Annotated in this window: 22 protein-coding genes; 10 read left to right on the top strand and 12 right to left on the bottom strand. The window is 51.5% G+C overall.

What is annotated here, in order from left to right; translation table 11 throughout:
- Positions 1 to 34: 34 nt before the first annotated feature.
- The 5 genes from QQL54_RS12460 to QQL54_RS12440 form a co-directional block, all read right to left on the bottom strand.
- On the bottom strand, positions 35 to 499 hold the full coding sequence (locus QQL54_RS12460) for a hypothetical protein (RefSeq protein ID WP_284391215.1): 465 nt from the start codon (positions 497 to 499) through the stop codon (positions 35 to 37).
- A gap of 62 nt (positions 500 to 561) precedes the next feature.
- A complete protein-coding gene (locus QQL54_RS12455; RefSeq protein WP_284391213.1) occupies positions 562 to 921 on the bottom strand; it encodes an ElaB/YgaM/YqjD family protein in 360 nt (119 codons plus the stop codon).
- A 336-nt stretch (positions 922 to 1,257) separates the two neighbouring features.
- A complete protein-coding gene (locus QQL54_RS12450; RefSeq protein ID WP_284391211.1) occupies positions 1,258 to 2,982 on the bottom strand; it encodes a sensor histidine kinase in 1,725 nt (574 codons plus the stop codon).
- A gap of 80 nt (positions 2,983 to 3,062) precedes the next feature.
- Complete coding sequence (locus QQL54_RS12445) at positions 3,063 to 3,683, bottom strand: sigma-70 family RNA polymerase sigma factor (protein ID WP_284391209.1); 621 nt, start codon at positions 3,681 to 3,683, stop codon at positions 3,063 to 3,065.
- Positions 3,680 to 3,961, bottom strand: coding sequence for a NepR family anti-sigma factor (locus tag QQL54_RS12440; RefSeq protein ID WP_284391208.1), 282 nt, complete (start codon positions 3,959 to 3,961; stop codon positions 3,680 to 3,682). Before QQL54_RS12440 ends, QQL54_RS12445 begins: the two co-directional genes overlap by 4 nt.
- 85 nt (positions 3,962 to 4,046) lie before the next feature.
- Here QQL54_RS12440 and QQL54_RS12435 point away from each other — a divergent pair, with 85 nt between their 5' ends.
- Positions 4,047 to 4,817 carry a response regulator gene (locus QQL54_RS12435; RefSeq protein WP_284391205.1) on the top strand — a complete coding sequence of 257 codons (771 nt, stop codon included), beginning with the start codon at positions 4,047 to 4,049 and terminating at the stop codon, positions 4,815 to 4,817.
- Between the two features lie 36 nt (positions 4,818 to 4,853).
- Here QQL54_RS12435 and QQL54_RS12430 read toward each other — a convergent pair whose 3' ends face one another.
- Positions 4,854 to 5,558 carry a Crp/Fnr family transcriptional regulator gene (locus QQL54_RS12430; protein ID WP_284391203.1) on the bottom strand — a complete coding sequence of 235 codons (705 nt, stop codon included), beginning with the start codon at positions 5,556 to 5,558 and terminating at the stop codon, positions 4,854 to 4,856.
- 76 nt (positions 5,559 to 5,634) lie between these two features.
- A complete protein-coding gene (locus tag QQL54_RS12425; protein WP_284391201.1) occupies positions 5,635 to 6,123 on the bottom strand; it encodes a hypothetical protein in 489 nt (162 codons plus the stop codon).
- 149 nt (positions 6,124 to 6,272) lie between these two features.
- On the opposite strand from QQL54_RS12425, the gene QQL54_RS12420 reads away from it, so the two are divergent.
- Genes QQL54_RS12420 through QQL54_RS12410 form a run of 3 tightly spaced genes read left to right on the top strand, consistent with a single transcriptional unit; the run spans position 6,273 to position 8,834 of the window.
- A complete protein-coding gene (locus tag QQL54_RS12420; RefSeq protein ID WP_284391198.1) occupies positions 6,273 to 6,488 on the top strand; it encodes a hypervirulence associated TUDOR domain-containing protein in 216 nt (71 codons plus the stop codon).
- A gap of 12 nt (positions 6,489 to 6,500) precedes the next feature.
- Positions 6,501 to 7,451, top strand: a complete 951-nt coding sequence (locus tag QQL54_RS12415) for a mechanosensitive ion channel family protein (protein WP_284391196.1) — start codon at positions 6,501 to 6,503, stop codon at positions 7,449 to 7,451.
- A gap of 42 nt (positions 7,452 to 7,493) precedes the next feature.
- Entirely contained in the window at positions 7,494 to 8,834 is a 1,341-nt protein-coding gene (locus tag QQL54_RS12410) for a DUF2254 domain-containing protein (RefSeq protein ID WP_284391194.1), read from the top strand.
- Positions 8,835 to 8,855: 21 nt separating this feature from the next.
- Here QQL54_RS12410 and QQL54_RS12405 read toward each other — a convergent pair whose 3' ends face one another.
- Complete coding sequence (locus QQL54_RS12405) at positions 8,856 to 9,233, bottom strand: response regulator (RefSeq protein WP_284391192.1); 378 nt, start codon at positions 9,231 to 9,233, stop codon at positions 8,856 to 8,858.
- 125 nt (positions 9,234 to 9,358) lie between these two features.
- On the opposite strand from QQL54_RS12405, the gene QQL54_RS12400 reads away from it, so the two are divergent.
- Complete coding sequence (locus tag QQL54_RS12400; protein ID WP_284391190.1) at positions 9,359 to 9,835, top strand: CreA family protein; 477 nt, start codon at positions 9,359 to 9,361, stop codon at positions 9,833 to 9,835.
- A 213-nt stretch (positions 9,836 to 10,048) separates the two neighbouring features.
- Here the strand turns inward: QQL54_RS12400 and QQL54_RS12395 are convergent, their stop codons facing one another.
- Complete coding sequence (locus tag QQL54_RS12395; RefSeq protein WP_284391188.1) at positions 10,049 to 11,083, bottom strand: DNA topoisomerase IB; 1,035 nt, start codon at positions 11,081 to 11,083, stop codon at positions 10,049 to 10,051.
- Positions 11,084 to 11,297: 214 nt separating this feature from the next.
- Here QQL54_RS12395 and QQL54_RS12390 point away from each other — a divergent pair, with 214 nt between their 5' ends.
- Together QQL54_RS12390 and QQL54_RS12385 are read left to right on the top strand one after the other, a co-directional pair.
- On the top strand, positions 11,298 to 11,480 hold the full coding sequence (locus QQL54_RS12390) for a PLDc N-terminal domain-containing protein (protein WP_284391186.1): 183 nt from the start codon (positions 11,298 to 11,300) through the stop codon (positions 11,478 to 11,480).
- A 38-nt stretch (positions 11,481 to 11,518) separates the two neighbouring features.
- Entirely contained in the window at positions 11,519 to 11,884 is a 366-nt protein-coding gene (locus tag QQL54_RS12385; protein WP_284391184.1) for a hypothetical protein, read from the top strand.
- Between the two features lie 121 nt (positions 11,885 to 12,005).
- Here QQL54_RS12385 and QQL54_RS12380 read toward each other — a convergent pair whose 3' ends face one another.
- A complete protein-coding gene (locus QQL54_RS12380) occupies positions 12,006 to 12,464 on the bottom strand; it encodes a DUF4112 domain-containing protein (protein WP_284391183.1) in 459 nt (152 codons plus the stop codon).
- A 77-nt stretch (positions 12,465 to 12,541) separates the two neighbouring features.
- Positions 12,542 to 12,940: a hypothetical protein gene (locus tag QQL54_RS12375; RefSeq protein WP_284391182.1), complete on the bottom strand. Its 399-nt coding sequence runs from the start codon at positions 12,938 to 12,940 to the stop codon at positions 12,542 to 12,544.
- A 185-nt stretch (positions 12,941 to 13,125) separates the two neighbouring features.
- Between QQL54_RS12375 and QQL54_RS12370 the strand changes: the two genes are divergently transcribed.
- From QQL54_RS12370 to QQL54_RS12360, 3 genes are all read left to right on the top strand, one after another.
- On the top strand, positions 13,126 to 13,401 hold the full coding sequence (locus QQL54_RS12370; protein WP_284391180.1) for a hypothetical protein: 276 nt from the start codon (positions 13,126 to 13,128) through the stop codon (positions 13,399 to 13,401).
- A 72-nt stretch (positions 13,402 to 13,473) separates the two neighbouring features.
- Positions 13,474 to 14,724, top strand: a complete 1,251-nt coding sequence (locus QQL54_RS12365; protein ID WP_284391179.1) for a putative DNA modification/repair radical SAM protein — start codon at positions 13,474 to 13,476, stop codon at positions 14,722 to 14,724.
- Positions 14,724 to 16,160, top strand: a complete 1,437-nt coding sequence (locus tag QQL54_RS12360) for a UdgX family uracil-DNA binding protein (RefSeq protein WP_284391177.1) — start codon at positions 14,724 to 14,726, stop codon at positions 16,158 to 16,160. Before QQL54_RS12365 ends, QQL54_RS12360 begins: the two co-directional genes overlap by 1 nt.
- On the opposite strand, the gene QQL54_RS12355 is transcribed toward QQL54_RS12360, so the two are convergent.
- Positions 16,161 to 16,580 carry a VOC family protein gene (locus tag QQL54_RS12355; RefSeq protein ID WP_284391176.1) on the bottom strand — a complete coding sequence of 140 codons (420 nt, stop codon included), beginning with the start codon at positions 16,578 to 16,580 and terminating at the stop codon, positions 16,161 to 16,163.
- Between the last annotated feature and the right edge of the window lie 122 nt (positions 16,581 to 16,702).

Below are 16,702 nucleotides of genomic sequence, written 5' to 3'. Positions count from 1 at the left end.
CCTTTTCGTCTTGTCGGTTTTTATAAGTTTTCAATTATTCGACAGCGTCCAGAAATTGATGCGAGAGCATCATACCCAGCCCAAGTGCCGTCGCGCTGGCAATCCAAGGTTTGTCTTCAACCTGCGCCAGAACTTTCTGGGTGAAGGGATGCATCAAAATATCTTCCGGAATGTGATCAGATAAAGGATCTTCTTTGGAAGCGAGCATAGTTTTTATGCGCAAGTGTCGGTCTTCGACCTTTTTAAGTTCAATGGTCTTGGACACACGCGCCATGATCGTCAGGCCAATCGCACCTAATGTTAGGATAAGCGCGATTGTCAGAAAAGCGACATCCAGGCCGAAATTGGTTGCGATCCAGGTGAACAAAGCTGCGAGGAAGAAAACCCCCGCAAACAACGTCATAAAAAGGGCCCCCATATAGCCTGTCAGAACCCTGACCGGATTGGGTGTCCCTTTGCGCATCAGCAGTGGAGCAATAATGGTTGCGTATCTCAGCACTCCACTCTCCTATCGATAAAGAAAAGCCCAGCGCCATTGGCGCCGGGCAAAAAATGGGCGAACTATTTGCGTAAGATAGCGCCGAGCACAAGACCAGCACCAGCGGCAATAGCCATCGAAGTAAGAGGCTTTTCGCGGATCTGAATTTCAGCTTTTGTGGTCAGCTCGTCATAACGAGCGACAGCAGCGTCTTTCTGATCAACAGCGACAGTTTTAACCGTTTCAGTGCGGCCTTCAACTTTTGCAAGAGTCTGTTCTTTAACAGACTTAGCAAGCAATTTTAGGTCATTACGAAGCGTTTCAAGTTGCTGAGAAATATCGTTCGTCATTGGGACGACATTGGCGCTCGTTGTCGTAACGCTTGGGGCTTTTGTTGTCGTTTTTTTTGTAACTTTGGGAGTGGTTGTCTTGACGGTCGCCATGATGGGGCTCCTTCTTCGGGGTTGATTGTCCGGGCGCATCCGAATGATGCGCGTTCATCAATTCAACGACAAGACCCCTGGATTCGTTCCAAAAGAGTCGTGTTTGTTTGCAGCTATCGACATAATCAGACCGGTTACCAAAACCAGATATCACAAGATAAAAACTTTTTTATTTTGTTGGGAACCGAATTTAAAGCTCGGGCGTATTCACTTTAACAACAGCATAAAACACCCGGTAACTCCCCTTCATCCCGGTGTTTCATAAGCCCGGACCCCCGCTCTTCCCCTGCACGGCGTCCGGGCTTTTCATTTTCCGATAGGGTAAGTTTGATACGCCTAGCGACGCTTCTGGCTTACCTGAAACGGTTGCTCAGGACTGTCGTCGATTGGAAGCGTCAGCCTTGCGGTCAGGCCTGGCGCATTGTCTTGAAACACAAGTGTCCCTGCAAGCTGACGGGCGAAGCCTTTCATCAAGCGCGTCCCAATACCGCGCATAGCATCCGGATCACCGACGCCTCGACCGTCATCGGCGACATCGATCTGCAAGACACCCGTTTCAGGACACTGTATGTCGATATGGATAGTGCCGCCGCGCTCAACCCCATGCTCTGCTGCATTGCTGATGGCCTCAACAATAAACAGCGCGACCGGGATCGCATGGTCGGCTGACAGGTGACAGGGCGCAACAGACTGCTTGACGCTAATGCCCGCTTCTTCGGCTCCAATGCTTTCACTGATCGATGCAACCAGCCGGGAAATGAACGGAGCGACATCAATGCCCCGCAGATCGGTGCTCTCGTAGAGACCTCGATGGACGATTGCGATCGCATTGATCCGCGTTCGCGTCTCAGAAATGGCCTCGATGGCTTCCGCGCCGACGGCCTTGCGCTCCTGCATATTAAGAAGGCTAATGATAATTTGTAGATTATTTTTCACGCGGTGATGGATCTCCCGCATCAGCGTGTCTTTTTCATCCATATTATCAGCGATACGTAAATCGCGTTCCTGAAGCTGATGCGCCATACTGTTAAAGGAATAGGCCAATCCCTGAACTTCAGCCGCCGCAGAATCTGACAATCTAACACGCGAGTCCATCTTGCCACCTGCAAAAAGCCGAGCCGTGCGCCTGACTTTGCTGATCGGGGCTAGCAGCATAGACCGTGTGCCAATCCAGATCAGTCCAAATCCGACCAACCATGCTAAGATAGGCAGCATGACCGATGTGTAGGGATTGATGAGCGAAAGAATGTTTTCGAAACGGACAGGCCGACCGACAGAAACATAAATACCCAGATATTTAAAGTATCTCGCCGCACTCCGCCGATTTTCACCATTTCTATTCGTGTAATCGAGCAATGACACGTCAGCATCGGCGATCCGATCTAGAAAAAACTGATTTCGTTCTTCAGATCTGTCCAGTCCAACAATGCCTGTTCCATCTAGCTTTGTCAGCGTGATCCTTGATCCGGCACCAAGCGTTACGTCTAAGACATCGCGGCGGCCCAAGTTTTCAGGAAGGATCAGCGTGTATGTGTGACCACTTGATCGGATAACCGTCTGCAGCACGACGACCATCTGCGCTTGGTCGCCTGTCCCCAAAAGTCCAGCCTCAATCCGAAATAGCTTGTCAGCTGAAAACGCATCTGGGTTTTCTAGAACCAAGTCTGAGACGGAAGACGGATTCTGGCAGATAACAGCATTCGTCGCGTCTTTAACGATGAGGGCTGTGTAGACGCCGAGCCGGTCTAGAACCTCAGCCGAACCCGCTTCGCATCCTAAATCAGCGATGATCTGAGGCGCTGCATCAAGGCCAAGTCGGCCCGCTTCAAGTGTCTGCCCGACTTCTGCGACCGTTGAGGAGGCCACAATATCAGCCAGACGGCTTTGCGAGACTCGGGCGCGATCAAGCTCCGCATAGGTTTCGAGAGCTGACAGTAAAAGCCACGGTAAAAGTGCTAAGGCGAGTAAGAGGCCAAACCGCAGGCGCACACTCTGCCACCACCGCGTATCATGCCTGACCGGGGTTCCATTTTCTGTGGTTTCGTCGCCCCTCACGGTCATATCTTACAGCTCTGAGACTTAATGTTCAGTGTTCATTACAGGCGATTTGAAAACGTTCAGGCTTAGCCACCCGAACAGGATTAAGGTTTGCCCGCAATCGTATCCGCTTCTTGGAGGATCGTTGACATGGCGTCGAGAGCGCGAACTTTATCGGGTTCGTCGTCAAAACGTCCTGAATCCATGATCGTCTCTAATGATTTACGCGCCCGACTAACGCGGCTTTTGATTGTACCAACCGCGCAATCACAAATTTCCGCCGCTTCTTCATAGGACAGACCTGATGCGCCAACCAAGATCAAAGCCTCGCGTTGATCATCCTTGAGCATATCGAGCCCACGCCGGAGTTCGTTAAGGTGCACGGACTGTTCAGCGTCAGTGTTGGCAACAATCGTCTGTTCAGCAACTTCAGGCTCCAATGATGTCGCGCGCCAAGATCGACGTTTGATCGAGTAGAACTGATTGCGTAAAATCGTGAAAGTCCATGCCTTGAGGTTCGACCCAGGCCTAAACTTGTGGCGCGCCTTCCAAGCTTTAAGCAGCGCATCCTGAGCAACATCATCAGCCAGCGTTGCATTGCCGCACAGCGAGCGTGAGAAAGCTCGCAAGTGGGGAATGAGCGCGGTCAGTTCTTGGCGAAACACCTCTTCGTCAAAGACTGGGACCTCTTCGTCTGCTGCGACGTCTTGAACAACAGAACTCACTTGGAGGCCTCGCCTTCATCCGTGGCAGCATCAGCTTGGCGCAGGAGATTCAGAAAATCATCCGGCACTTCTTCCGCTAGGACTTCATTATAGAGGTTTTTCAGGGAGTGGCCGATCTTATCGGGCAAAGGCTGTTTATCGAAAGAATCCGTGTCGCTAAGCCGGGGCTTACTCTTGAGGGTCGGATGTTTCTTATTGTCAGTCATCGGTTTTTCGGCCGCCTTATTATCCGGGTTCGATTGAATGATTACGTCTGGGAACCAAAAGGGTTCCCGCAAGTTATACAGCTTGAACAGCCAGCTTCTACCTGTAACAGATCGGAAGTTCCATCCGTGTTCTAGAACGAATTAAAGGGGATAAGACGTGAGTCTAGTCGATACATATGCACCATTCCTGCCGTACCTGAGACGGTTTTCACGCGCGCTGACAGGGTCTCAGAGCGAAGGCGATCGTTATGTTCGTACAGCGCTAGAAGCGCTGGTGGCCGGAGACGCAACAGTCGAAAATGGTCTCCATCCAAGAACAGCTCTTTACAGGATGTTTCTAGGAATTTGGGGCTCTACAGGCGCTCAACTTGAAAGCCTTGAATCGGGTGACGACGCCCCCTCTGATCGCATTCGCCGCCTACCGCCTGTTTCACGTCAAGCCTTTCTGCTGTCTGCACTTGAGGGCCTGTCCGTCGAAGAAATCGCAAGCGTCATGACTGTATCGGAAGATGAGGCCAGAGACCTTTTGGCAACAGCTGAAGCCGATATCGAAAAAGAGCTTCGGACGAACGTTCTTATTATTGAGGATGAGCCGATCATCGCTGCCGATATTGAAGAACTGGTCGAAAGCTTGGGTCATAGTGTCGACGGTATTGCGGCCACTCGGACAGACGCCGTCAAAATGGCGGGAGATCGAAAGCCTGGTATCGTATTAGCCGATGTGCAGTTGGCAGATGGATCGTCCGGCATTGACGCCGTAGATGACATTCTTGGCGAGCATGATGTGCCCGTGATCTTTATCACGGCCTTCCCAGAGCGGTTGCTGACGGGCGACAAGCCTGAACCCGCCTATCTAATCTCCAAACCATTCAAACCATCGAATGTGAAAGCGGCGATTAGCCAGGCGCTTTTCTTCCATAAAGGCTAAGCCTAAAGCGGCGTAGTAGCGCAGGCTTAACAGCGTCTATTGCGCCGCGAGCGGCACCGGCTTCGGCTCGAAAAGGGCCGGGTCATACTCCGCCAATTCTACTAGGCTATCGCGATCAATAATCTCAATGCCGCGGCGGCTGGTTTTTACCAGATCCCGGGCTTTCAGTGATGTCAGCGACCGCGAGATATGGACGACGGATAAGCCGAGGGCGTCAGCCAAAAAAGCTTGTGGCACAGGCAACGGAACGAAGTCATCTCGGTCACCATCGGCGATGTTTTGGCGACGGTTAAGTTCAAGGATAAAGTTAGCAATCCGTTCTTGCGCGCTCATCCGACCGATACGCACGATCTGCTGACGTAAGATTGTTTCTTCCTGCACAGTCACCCACCAAAATGCTGCCGCCAGACGGTGCGATCTTTGGATCGCCCGAAGGTAATCCTGCCCATTATAAATTCTCAGGGTCGTGTCCGTCGCCGCAGAAATTGTGTGATCAGACCGCGCGCCGACTAGTGACATTAAGTCAAAATAGTCTCCGGGCAGTTGAAAGTTTATGATCTGACGACGGCCGTCATCAAGATAACGCGCACGCAATGACCAGCCAGACGTAACAATATAGATTTTATCGACGGGCTCATTCAGCGCGACAATGGTTTTTCCAGCCGGAAAATCGACCGTTCTATGATTAAGATCGAGAAGCGGTGCGAGATCGGTGTCACCAATCTCAACATAATGCTTCATCCGCCGAACAAATTTCTCCAACGCTTTGATCCCGCTTGTAATCCCCTTGTGACGGGTTCGTCCGCGCTAGACCGAATTAGCCGATAGCGCTTTGTGGGGTGATGCGCAGAATGGCAGCGCGGCCATTAATATACAAGGTGGATATGTCGTCTTTAACGGGTTGGTTAACAATTTCGATCGCGATGGTTGTGTCTGTGACCTCTGCCGCCGCTTGAATATAGGCCGTTAATTCGGTGGTCCGCTCGACTGAACTTTCAAGATCATCCTCATCGGCATATTCTGGGAGGATTGGGATGATAGTGACTTCGACGTCCCCGCAGCCCTTGGCAGACCGTAAACCATCGGCGATGAACTCGGCGCTGTGTGTTGTAACGAGCGCGTCGTGAAAGAAAACGGGTAATTCGCCCATTTCACACGCTGATAGAGCATCTAGGTTCGGATCCGTCACAAGCTCGGCATAGGTCGCGTCTTCGACCTGTACAGGCAGCGTATCTGCTTCCGACGTCATCCATGGAATAATGGCAATTGGCACAATAGCGGCGGTGCAAAAGAGTAAGCGTAGCATTATAGTTAATCCTCGTTCCTCTAATCAATGCCGGACTACGCGTCCGGTTCCCGTCATTATTCTGGAACCTTTTTCGGTTGGGTCGGAACTTGCGCAGCAACACGCCGTTGAGTCTGACAAGAGCGCTCTAACAGGATGAGGAAGATAATATGCCGGGCTACAAGACAGGCACGAAAGTCAAATGGAATTGGGGCAACGGAACCGGAACTGGTGAAATCACGGAACGATTCACAGACGACGTCACTCGCACCATTAAGGGCAACAAAGTCACACGGAATGCCAGTTCTGATGAACCTGCTTATTTGATTGAGCAGGACGATGGAGACCGCGTCCTAAAATCACACTCTGAAGTGTCAAAAGCATAGACGGATACAGTCATGCAGACCTCCCCCCAAAGTCAGCCCAACTCCCAGGGTGCAGATGACACAATAGTCGACTTTAATACCGAAGCCGCCGTCGAACGACTTGATGCATGGCTTGACGGCTTCATTGCCCTGCTTCCCAATCTCGGAATCGGTCTTCTGGTCCTCATAATTTTCTGGTTCACATCCAGCTTCGTGAAGTCGCAATTTGTGAAACGTTTTCGCGATCATGAACGGCCAAGCCTCGGTATAGCTTTGGGGCGACTAGCCAAAATCGCCGTTCTTATTGTTGGCTTTGCCATCACACTGGCCATCATTGCGCCGTCTATTAAGCTCAGTACATTAGTTGGATCACTCGGCGTTGGCTCTGTTGCGATCGGCTTTGCCTTTAAGGATATTCTGCAGAATTGGTTGTCTGGTCTACTCATCCTGCTGCGCCAACCCTTCAAGATTGGTGATCAAATCGAAGCCGCTGGATTTGAAGGCACGGTCCAATCCATTGAAACCAGAGCAACGATCATCAAGACCTATAATGGCGAACACGCCATCATCCCGAACAGCGAACTCTATACCAACTCCGTGTTGGTCAAAACGAAGACAAATCTCAGCCGCGGCGATTACACCATCGGGATTTCTTACGATGCGGATATTGATCAAGCGCTCGACCTGATCCGCGGCGAACTCTCCAAGATCGATGAGGTCGTCGACGATCCAGCGCCAGAGGCGCATGTTTGGGAACTGGCGGATAGCAGCGTCAATATTCTAACGCGTTGGTGGACTAATGCAGAGAAGTCGGAGCAAGTGCGCATTCGGGGTCTCGCGGTACGGGCCATTAAGCTCGCCCTCGATAAGGCGGACATTGAGATCCCCTACCCTCACCTTGTCACGATCAAATCACCCGGCGAAACCGAGCCGAGTCACGACACACAAAATTCAGATGTGTCAGAGGCCGATAAAACGTCCTAAGCGACTTTCTGATCGTATAACCATAATGGATAAACCCTCTTCATGAGCGCTTGGATCATCCAATCATGGCTGCGCTTGCGCGCCAGCTACTATTTCATCCCAACGTTGATGGGGTTGAGCGCAATCCTGCTTGGTGTTCTGACAACGATTATTGATCTAAAATTTCAAGCTGAAATTCGGGACTTGCTGGGCTGGTTCTTCGCCTCGACCGTGACGAGCGCTCGGTCCGTCCTCACGGTCATAGCCGGATCAATGATCAGCGTGGCCGCTGTCACCTTCTCACTGACAATGGTCGCTGTGACAACAGCGGCTGGTCAATATGGACCGCGACTGATCGGAAATTTCATGCGCGACCGGGCTAATCAGGTGACGCTGGGCATGTTCATCTCGACTTTCCTCTATTGCATTGTTGTGCTGAAATCCGTGTCTGAAGAAATCACTATTGATGCGCAAAGCACGGTTGGATTGACGCCAAGCCTTTCAGTCCTTGTCGCCCTAATCCTGACCTTGATTAGTGTTGGTGTATTGATCTTCTTCGTCCACCACATCCCGGAAACACTCAATGTCGGCACTCTAACCGGAAAGGTTTCGCGCCAACTCATTCATCAGATCAAACAAGGCCGGTTTCCATCCAGCGAAAATTTGGACGTTGGGAATGTTGAGTCGCTTGGCGATCCGTTTGATCCAAAATTGACCCAATCCGTTCGCAGTCGATCCTCCGGCTATGTTGAGGCGATATCGCTGGGCGGGCTGGTTGAATGGGCCGACGAGAATAAGATGCGCATACGTTTATTACGCGTGCCTGGGGACTTCGTCATGTTTGGTGAGGCCGTCATGGATGTCATTAACGACGACGTCACCGCCGATTTTGATCATAATGTGTTTGAGACTGAGACTGCCAAAGACCTTCTCAGCTTCATTGCATTAGGTCGTGAGAGAACAGAATTTCAGAACTTGCTCTTCTTATCAGATGAGCTGGTCGAAATTGCGGCAAGAGCTCTATCGCCGGGCGTCAATGACCCTTTCACAGCGATCAATTGCATCCATCGATATGGGGACATATGTCTCGCGATGATGAATGCGCCAGCCGCCCCAGATTGTGTCTTAGGGGAGGATAGGACTCCACGGATTTGGGCCCGTCCGGTTAGCGTCAAACGTCTTTACGACGCACTTTTTGGTCAATCTCGACAATATATTTGTGAAGATGAGAACGCATCTCGCGAGACGTTGGAAGTTCTCTATCAGCTTAAAAGCCGGACCAGTGAGACATTTGAGGGCGTGATCAGCGATCAAATTGAAACGCTAAAAGTTGCCATCCAACAATCGTCAATGGGAGATGCCCAGAAGGCCCGCCTCAGCAGCGCCCCACCCTATCAATTCTAGAGGTCAGGCGTCTTATTCAGCCTAAGTTTGGACCAGTGTCTCAACTTCTGAGATCAGCTGACTTGGACGAAACGGTTTACCCATGACAGGGTACTCGTCATCAAAATCTTCCAACACCACGTCACGTGTCTGGCCTGATAAGAACATGAACGGAATAGAGAGCGTCAGCAATCGTCTCGCGATTGGTACTGAGGTCTCTTTACCAAGATTATAGTCTAAAAGAGCAAAGTCTGGACGCGTCTGATCTAGCAAAGCCAGCGTATCATTCACGTTGGAAAAGCAACCGATCACGTCAAAGTCGGCACCAAGGAGAACATCCTCAATGTCGAGCGCTATGAAGGCATCGTCTTCGACGACAATAACGCGAAGTCTCTGTTTTTTGTTCGTTTCAGTCATCATAGTCCCTCATACAACGCGGTATTTGACCAGCCGTTCCAAATGAGCTGCCGAATGTTCGGAACCGTGACACAAAAAGCACGTAGTATTTCGTTAAGCTTATACCAGGTTGGAATTAAGGAAGACCTATGCGCAGATTACTCTTCATCTCATCAGCAGCCTTGGTCTTATCGGCCTGTGGCGGTGGGGGCGCCGAAGTGGCCGAAATCAATAATGATTGGACGGGCAATGAGATCAAAATTGAAGCCCTCAATGATGAAAAAGTTCAGGGGGTAACCTGCCATATGGCGCATTTTGATCGTGGCGTGATTGATCGGCTGCGCAAAGGTGATTGGTTCGAAAACCCATCTAACGGGTCGATCAGCTGCGGCGTGACTGGCCCCATCACTATTGGCGACATTGAGACGCGAAAAAAAGGCGAAGAAGTCTTCCGCCAGAGTCAGTCCATTATCTTCAAGAAACTATCCGTACGCCGGGTCTATGACGCGGACAATGATGCCCTCGTCTACCTCGTCTATTCACGCCGCATTGTTGATGGGTCAGCGAAGATGAGCATCGCGTCGGTCCCTTTATACGGAGAGTCCGTGACGTGGACGAACCGCTAGTATCAATCCAAACCCAACAAAAAACCCGCCAAATGGCGGGCTTTTTTATTTAGGATTGCCAGCCTGGTTTATCGCGTGACCCGCTTCTTATTGTTGTCCTCTACCTCAGCCTCAAGATACTGCTTCACGGCAAAGGATAGAGCGGCAGCAAGAATAGTACGAATGAGAAAGCGGAACATTGAGGGGCCTCTTGGTCAGTGTTGTGTCATGTGTTTAACGGTCAATTGGCGCGACAAGTTCCATTGCCGGCGACTGGCTCAGTAAAGATATCAGTTGTTTTTCAGCTTTTGGAAGACCCTGCGGGGCGTGGCGAAGGTCAATAGCGGCCAGTCGTGCGGTCCGATCCGCATCACTGACCTTGGCGAGTTCAATAATGTGAGGGTGAATGTAGCTCTTCCGGGCAATAGCCTCTGTATTATGCAGCCGCTCGGCCGCCGCTTCGCTCATACGGCCAATCGTTAGGCCGGTAGGATCATCAATAGCGGTTTCTAGCGCTGATACAGTTCCATGCCATGTCCGAAAGGTCTTCGCCGTGAAACGGGGGTCTCCGCTAGCGTCCGCGATATACGCATTCACATCGTCCGACAAAACCGGATAGCAATTGCCCTGAACATCAAGACAAGAAAACAAGGCCCGACCTGGCAAGTCGTCAATTCGACCCAGAATCCGGGCCAACGTCGCATCCTTGATCTGTTGTCGGACCCTTTTTCCGCCTTTGGCTTGAAACGAAAGGCGTAAGTTTGGACCATCGAGCTTTAAATGCCGAGACCGCAGTGTGGTCGCTCCAAATGTGCGATTTTCTTCAGCGTAACGTTCAGAACCGACACGAAGGGCGCCCCTATCAATCAATCGCACAAGGGCGGCGCTCACTTGTATCCGGTCTGGCTGTTTGCGACGCATATCATGCTCTACTTGCTCGCGCAGCCGCACAAGCGCCCGTCCGAAATCCTCAAGGCGGTCAAACTTCTGATTATCGCGCATACGGCGCCAGTCTGCGTGATATCTATATTGCCGCCGACCCCGTGCATCCGTGCCGACAGCCTGCAAATGTCCATGAGCGTCCTGACAGATCCAAACATCCCTATAGGCCGGCGGCAGTCCGAGCCCTTTGATACGGGCAAGAGTTTTAGAGCATTCGATCCGGCGGCCCTTAGCGTCGTGATAGGAAAAACCGCGACCACGTCTTCGGCGTGACAAACCAGCTTCGTCCTGACTGGAATGTCGCAAACAGATGGACAGCGCAGACATAAGGCACACTCAACATAGCGGACGCATAGTCCTGATACGCCTTATCATCGCGCCAACCGCACCTCCCGTTCCCCGATGCGACAAGTTGACTGGCGTCCAACTGCAAAAAGTTGGACCATTTTAATTTTGAGCAAGATTTTTTGGAACGCAGATCAAAGCAAAGTGTTGTGTAGGGGCAAGGCAACTCGGCCTTGGCACAGAAAAGGAAAGTTCGATGGAGTATCTGCTAGGTCTCGTAATTCTCGCCCTCGTTATTTGGGCTCTTATCAATGTCTGGCAGTCTGGAGAGTCAACTCTGGCAAAAGTCCTTTGGACGATTGGCCTGATCCTCTTCAACGTTATCGGCCTCATCCTTTGGTTCTTCATTGGACCCAAGGCCAACAAGAACATCGCGTAAGCGACCTCAAACCCCACTCCCATTCAAAGGAAAAACTCATGACTAACGACGACAACAAAGTTTATCATAACCAAGGTACTGAAAAGAAGAGTGCTGCTGGCTGGATCATCGGTGGTGTAGCTCTACTCGCCCTCGGCGCAGCCGCTATCTATCTGACAGACATCGACCTGACTCAGACCGCTGAATTGCCAGAAGTCAGCGTTGAAGGTGGCCAGATGCCAGCTATTGATATGGACGTTGCCGACATTGATGTTGGCACGAAGGAAATCGAAGTAAAAGTTCCAACGATCGATATTACCCCGCCACAAGAGGGCGAAGAGGCTGACGATCTAGCCGACAATCTTGATGTTGACGTCAGTGTTGACGCCGACGTTGATGTCGAAATGGAGCCGGAACAAAACTAAGTTTCCGACACCACGCTAAATAAGAAAACCCGCTATCTTCGGATAGCGGGTTTTTTCATGTCCATTTGGCGATCACGACGAACGGTTGATTGATTCCAGTCGCGATGGAAAAGATAGACTTTTACGCGTGATCAATGATTCCCGCACGGGCGCGTTCGTCCGCCCAGCGATCTTCCGTTATATTCCTAAGAAGCGCCGCATTGCGCAAATTACCGCGCCACCCAATATCGAAAATATCACCAATCAACGGCACCAGACCGATCAACCAGTCAATGAATATATTACCGCCCATGCGCACCATGTGCCGCTTACGCGCCCCCAGTCCTAGGCCGTGACTGGCAATATACCCGGCAATGCCCAGACTGACCGTGTCTCCAATGCCTGGAACAAGTCCGACAATCGTATCGACGCCCAGAGGAATGTTTGTGCCAGGAATGGTGAAGGCTGCATCCATGGTCTTGGCAAGACTTTCTACACGCTCAAGCAGAACCCGTTCTGACGCATGGCGCATCAACAGCGCATCTTGCGTCTCCTCTGAGATCACTGGCACAGGCCCTGAATCAAATGATGGTCCAGCCATAGGAAAGACTCCAGCATAATTTTGCGCATAAAAAACGGGCCTCAAGGGCCCGTTACTATTGATTAGTCGTGATTGAGCTACTGCTCGTCAAGAACCTTATTGGTGAACACCAAGCCTCGATACTCAGTCGTATAAGTGTCGACGATTTCGACTTCGAGCGTGGGATCCGGCAGAGTTTCAATCGGAACCAAGTGATTGATGTAAAGCTCACCCTCATTGTCTTGAACGATATAAGCGTCCGTTGTTTGTTCTTCCAAAGCCCCCAGCACGGCAACTTTGCGCGGATCGGAATCGACTCGATAGAGCGTCAACTGACCGACCTGTCCGTCGGCATCGATCGTTTTAACAGTTTGTGAAACTGGCACTTCTGCGGTCTCGTCTGCTGATTGAGTGCCAGACGTAATGCCGGCATGTGCGTTCGCGGAAAACAAGGCCGCTACAGTTACGCCTAAAGTCGTTTTGATCAGTGTGCTCATAATATCGTCTCCTCTTAGAGGTCGGAACAAGTCCGCTGAAATATATCAACGTGCGTTAACCATAATAGGTTCCCGCAAAGAAAACTAGAGACGGGCCAAAAATCGCCCAAATCTTACTGAATAGTGGAGGGAACCGGAACAAGACCAGAGAGTTAATCAACTGTGACTAGAGCTTTGAGATCAGCATGAAACGAATCACATCACTGACTGAGACCGGCATGCACGTCCTGCCCAGCACAGGATCATACGTCCCTGTGGAAGACTATTTTCTCGTCGACGAAAGCCTCGATTTGAGAGGCCGATTCGTTCTTGGAGACGGTGGCCATGCAGATCTAACTGTCAAAGACATGTTGGTCGACCCTGACTCAAAGCGCGTCGCCATGATCGAACTTTCCGACGGTCGCCGCTTGCCGATTGAGCATGTCAGGCTTCAAGGCAGCTACGTCCGGATAGAGTCATAAAGACACTCCAATTCTATAGACGACCCTGCATCTCAGACTTGTTTATGTTCTGTTTTTGTTCCAATCGTTGGTATGACCCGACATACACTCATCGACAAGCTTGCTATCCTCGCCGATGCGGCAAAATATGATGCCTCCTGTGCAAGTTCAGGCACAACGACACGCAGTTCTTTAGGGAAAGCAGGCATTGGCAGCACCGAAGGTATGGGCATCTGCCATGCTTATGCGCCAGATGGTCGGTGTATCAGTCTGCTAAAAATTCTGCTGACCAATTTTTGCATTTTTGATTGCCGCTATTGCGTCAATCGTGTGTCCAGCAATGTCAAACGCGCGCGTTTCTCAGTCGATGAAGTCGTCACGCTCACGCTTGATTTCTACAAACGCAATTACATTGAAGGCCTGTTTCTGTCTTCGGGCATTATCCAATCGCCTGACTATACAATGGAGCGGCTTGTCGAAGTGGCACGTGTCCTACGCGAAGATTATAATTTCCGCGGTTATATTCATCTCAAGACCATACCTGAAGCCGATCCCATCCTAATTGAGCGCGCCGGAGAACTAGCTGATCGGGTGTCGATCAATGTCGAACTTCCCAAGGAAGAAAGCCTCGGCCACTTTGCACCGGAGAAGTCTCAGCCTGTCATTCGTCGGGCTATGGCGGGGGTAAAAGTCCGGCTTGATGATGCGAAGGACGCACAGCAGAGCCGTATTCTTCGCAAGGCCAAGGCCCCCATTTTTGCGCCGGGCGGGCAGAGCACGCAGATGATTATTGGCGCTGATACGAGTACGGATAGCGACATTCTGAAAACATCGACTGAGCTCTATTCCGGCTACGGCCTCCGCCGTGTCTATTACTCCGCTTTCTCGCCCATGCAGGATGCCTCGCTCGACTTACCGCCTGTTCGCCCCCCGCTTATGCGGGAGCACCGTCTGTATCAGGCTGACTGGCTGCTGCGTTTCTATGGCTTTGAGCGCAAAGAGATTGAGGCCGCCTCCACAGACGGTATGCTCGATCTCGATATCGACCCAAAGCTCGCTTGGGCGCTGCGTCACCGCGAGCGCTTTCCCATCGATATCAATCGAGCGCCACGCGAGCTCTTGCTGCGTATTCCGGGGCTCGGAGCAAAGACGGTTGACCGACTGATTGCGGCTAGGCGCATGACAGCGGTGCGATTGGGCGATCTCGCTAAGCTGACTAAAACGGTCAAGAAGGCCATGCCCTTTATTCAAACAGCGGATTATCAGCCGGGTAATTTGACGGATACGGAGAATTTGCGAGCCCGCTTCGCGCCGCCGCCAGAGCAGTTAGCCTTCGCAATCTAATGCAGATCGTTCATCTGGATCACCACGCCGATTTTAAGGCTTGGCAAACGCAGGCGCGGACATTGTGTGCGGCCCGTATTGTGCCCGCGCAAGTCCGCTTTGTTCCACCCGATCGGGGGGAGGCTGCCTTTGATTTTGGCACAACAGATCAGGCGAATAGCGAGCGCACGGTCATCGCATCGAAAGATTTCATCGACCGGGCTGAACGGGTCGTCTGCCATAACGATCCGTCCCGTTATGACCGACTCTATCGAATATTGTGGCGTCTGCAGGACCAGCCGAGCCTGATGCGTAATAGTGTTGATGATGATGTTCGTTGGATCATCGAAGCCGATAAGGCTGTTCAGCGCGATCGTCACAAAATGCACGCCTTTGTACGCTTTCGAAAAGTGGGCGAAGACGCGGCAGGCCGTGAACAGTTTATGGCTTGGTTTGAGCCGAGCCACTTCATTGTCGAGCTCGCCACACCTTTCTTCACACGCCGATTCCCCAACATGGATTGGGCGATCATCACGCCCTACCGGAGCGCTATCTGGACCGGAGACGCATTACGCTTCGATTCTGGCGGCCGGAAAGAAGATGTCCCAGCAGAGGATGTGGTGGAGGAACAATGGAAAACCTATTTCGCCTCCATCTTTAATCCATCACGACTGAAAGTCTCAGCCATGAAGGCCGAAATGCCGGTCAAGTACTGGAACAATTTGCCGGAAGCCTCGCTCATTCCGTCCTTGATACAAGGCGCGAAGGATCGCGAGCGAGCCCTAATGCGCAGCGTCAATCACGCGCCCAATCCCATTGCAGAGAAAGCCACTTATCAACCTGATGTCATCGATGAAGATTTGAGTCCCACCGACATTTCTGCCCTTTGGCAGCAGGTGGAAGGCTGTCGTCGTTGTCCGCTATGGAATGGCGCAACTCAAGGCATCGCTGGCGTCGGTCCGAGTAACGCCCGCATTATGATTATCGGGGAACAACCGGGCGATAAAGAAGACCTCGCCGGTCAGCCTTTTATCGGCCCCGCCGGGCAGCTTCTGGACCAAGCGCTGACTGAGGCTGGGCTGTCTCGTGATCAGGCTTATGTCACCAATGCCGTGAAACATTTCAAATATGAAGTTCGAAGCCAGCGACGCATTCATAAAAACCCAACAGCATCGGAAGTCAAAGCCTGCAATGTTTGGCTAGAGCGCGAGATCGAGCTGGTGAAGCCTGAAATCGTCATCTGTCTGGGTGGCTCTGCCGCCCGCGCGGTCAATGGTCGCCCCATCAAGGTGGGAGAGAATCGCGGCCATGTCCTGACCCGACCCGATGGTTTGAATTTCTTTATCACCACCCATCCCGCATATGTCTTACGGGTACAGCGGCATGAGGATCGGCCGGCAGCCTATCCGGATTTAGTCAGTGACCTTCAACAAGTCGCACAGCTCTTGGCAGCGTGATTAGACTTCAGGAAATAAGAGTTCGGGGTTTTTCATACATTTGATCTCAAGCACATTGCTATTCGGATCTGAGATGAAGAACGTCTCTTGTTCATATTTATCACCTTTGAAACGGCGATAGGGTTCATCGATATATTTTAGGCCCGCCGTTGCGATCCGGTCTTTGATGGCGTCAAAGTCGTCTTGGGTCAGGTGAATGCCAAAATGGGGAACCAGAACCGCGCCCATGTCGACGTCATGACGCACGGTCGGAAGCTGTTCTTCACTCTGATGCAATGTCAGTTCATTGCCCCAAAAGTTGACGTCGACCCAACGGCCCTCTTCGCTATTGCCAAGGCTGCACCCCAATATATCGGTGTAGAATTTCACCGTATTGCTAAGATCGCCTGCTGGAATAGCCAAGTGTAGAATAGCGCTCATTGATCCGTTCCCCTCTATTGCGTTTCCAATGAGGTAGAGGGGAATAAAGGGTGGTTGAAGGGTCGTAGCGGACGAAAGAAAGGCACAAATTTGCTTCGTTCTTGGGATTACGGTGGAAGATA

The organism is Algimonas ampicilliniresistens (genome assembly GCF_030159955.1).
Taxonomy (GTDB): domain Bacteria; phylum Pseudomonadota; class Alphaproteobacteria; order Caulobacterales; family Maricaulaceae; genus Litorimonas; species Litorimonas ampicilliniresistens.
The sequence above is the reverse complement of the archived record's forward strand: the minus strand, read 5'-3'. Positions and strand labels throughout refer to the sequence as shown.

Bases quoted from the DNA above. Each gene is read 5' to 3' on its own strand.
- QQL54_RS12360 (WP_284391177.1), top strand. From the start codon at position 14,724: ATGCAGATCGTTCATCTGGATCACCACGCCGATTTTAAGGCTTGGCAA.
- QQL54_RS12410 (WP_284391194.1), top strand. From the start codon at position 7,494: ATGAGCGCTTGGATCATCCAATCATGGCTGCGCTTGCGCGCCAGCTAC.
- QQL54_RS12380 (WP_284391183.1), bottom strand. From the start codon at position 12,464: ATGGCTGGACCATCATTTGATTCAGGGCCTGTGCCAGTGATCTCAGAG.
- QQL54_RS12415 (WP_284391196.1), top strand. From the start codon at position 6,501: ATGCAGACCTCCCCCCAAAGTCAGCCCAACTCCCAGGGTGCAGATGAC.
- QQL54_RS12400 (WP_284391190.1), top strand. From the start codon at position 9,359: ATGCGCAGATTACTCTTCATCTCATCAGCAGCCTTGGTCTTATCGGCC.
- QQL54_RS12390 (WP_284391186.1), top strand. From the start codon at position 11,298: ATGGAGTATCTGCTAGGTCTCGTAATTCTCGCCCTCGTTATTTGGGCT.
- QQL54_RS12455 (WP_284391213.1), bottom strand. From the start codon at position 921: ATGGCGACCGTCAAGACAACCACTCCCAAAGTTACAAAAAAAACGACA.
- QQL54_RS12450 (WP_284391211.1), bottom strand. From the start codon at position 2,982: ATGACCGTGAGGGGCGACGAAACCACAGAAAATGGAACCCCGGTCAGG.
- QQL54_RS12420 (WP_284391198.1), top strand. From the start codon at position 6,273: ATGCCGGGCTACAAGACAGGCACGAAAGTCAAATGGAATTGGGGCAAC.
- QQL54_RS12355 (WP_284391176.1), bottom strand. From the start codon at position 16,580: ATGAGCGCTATTCTACACTTGGCTATTCCAGCAGGCGATCTTAGCAAT.
- QQL54_RS12395 (WP_284391188.1), bottom strand. From the start codon at position 11,083: ATGTCTGCGCTGTCCATCTGTTTGCGACATTCCAGTCAGGACGAAGCT.
- QQL54_RS12375 (WP_284391182.1), bottom strand. From the start codon at position 12,940: ATGAGCACACTGATCAAAACGACTTTAGGCGTAACTGTAGCGGCCTTG.
- QQL54_RS12405 (WP_284391192.1), bottom strand. From the start codon at position 9,233: ATGATGACTGAAACGAACAAAAAACAGAGACTTCGCGTTATTGTCGTC.
- QQL54_RS12430 (WP_284391203.1), bottom strand. From the start codon at position 5,558: ATGAAGCATTATGTTGAGATTGGTGACACCGATCTCGCACCGCTTCTC.
- QQL54_RS12365 (WP_284391179.1), top strand. From the start codon at position 13,474: ATGACCCGACATACACTCATCGACAAGCTTGCTATCCTCGCCGATGCG.
- QQL54_RS12370 (WP_284391180.1), top strand. From the start codon at position 13,126: ATGAAACGAATCACATCACTGACTGAGACCGGCATGCACGTCCTGCCC.
- QQL54_RS12425 (WP_284391201.1), bottom strand. From the start codon at position 6,123: ATGCTACGCTTACTCTTTTGCACCGCCGCTATTGTGCCAATTGCCATT.
- QQL54_RS12385 (WP_284391184.1), top strand. From the start codon at position 11,519: ATGACTAACGACGACAACAAAGTTTATCATAACCAAGGTACTGAAAAG.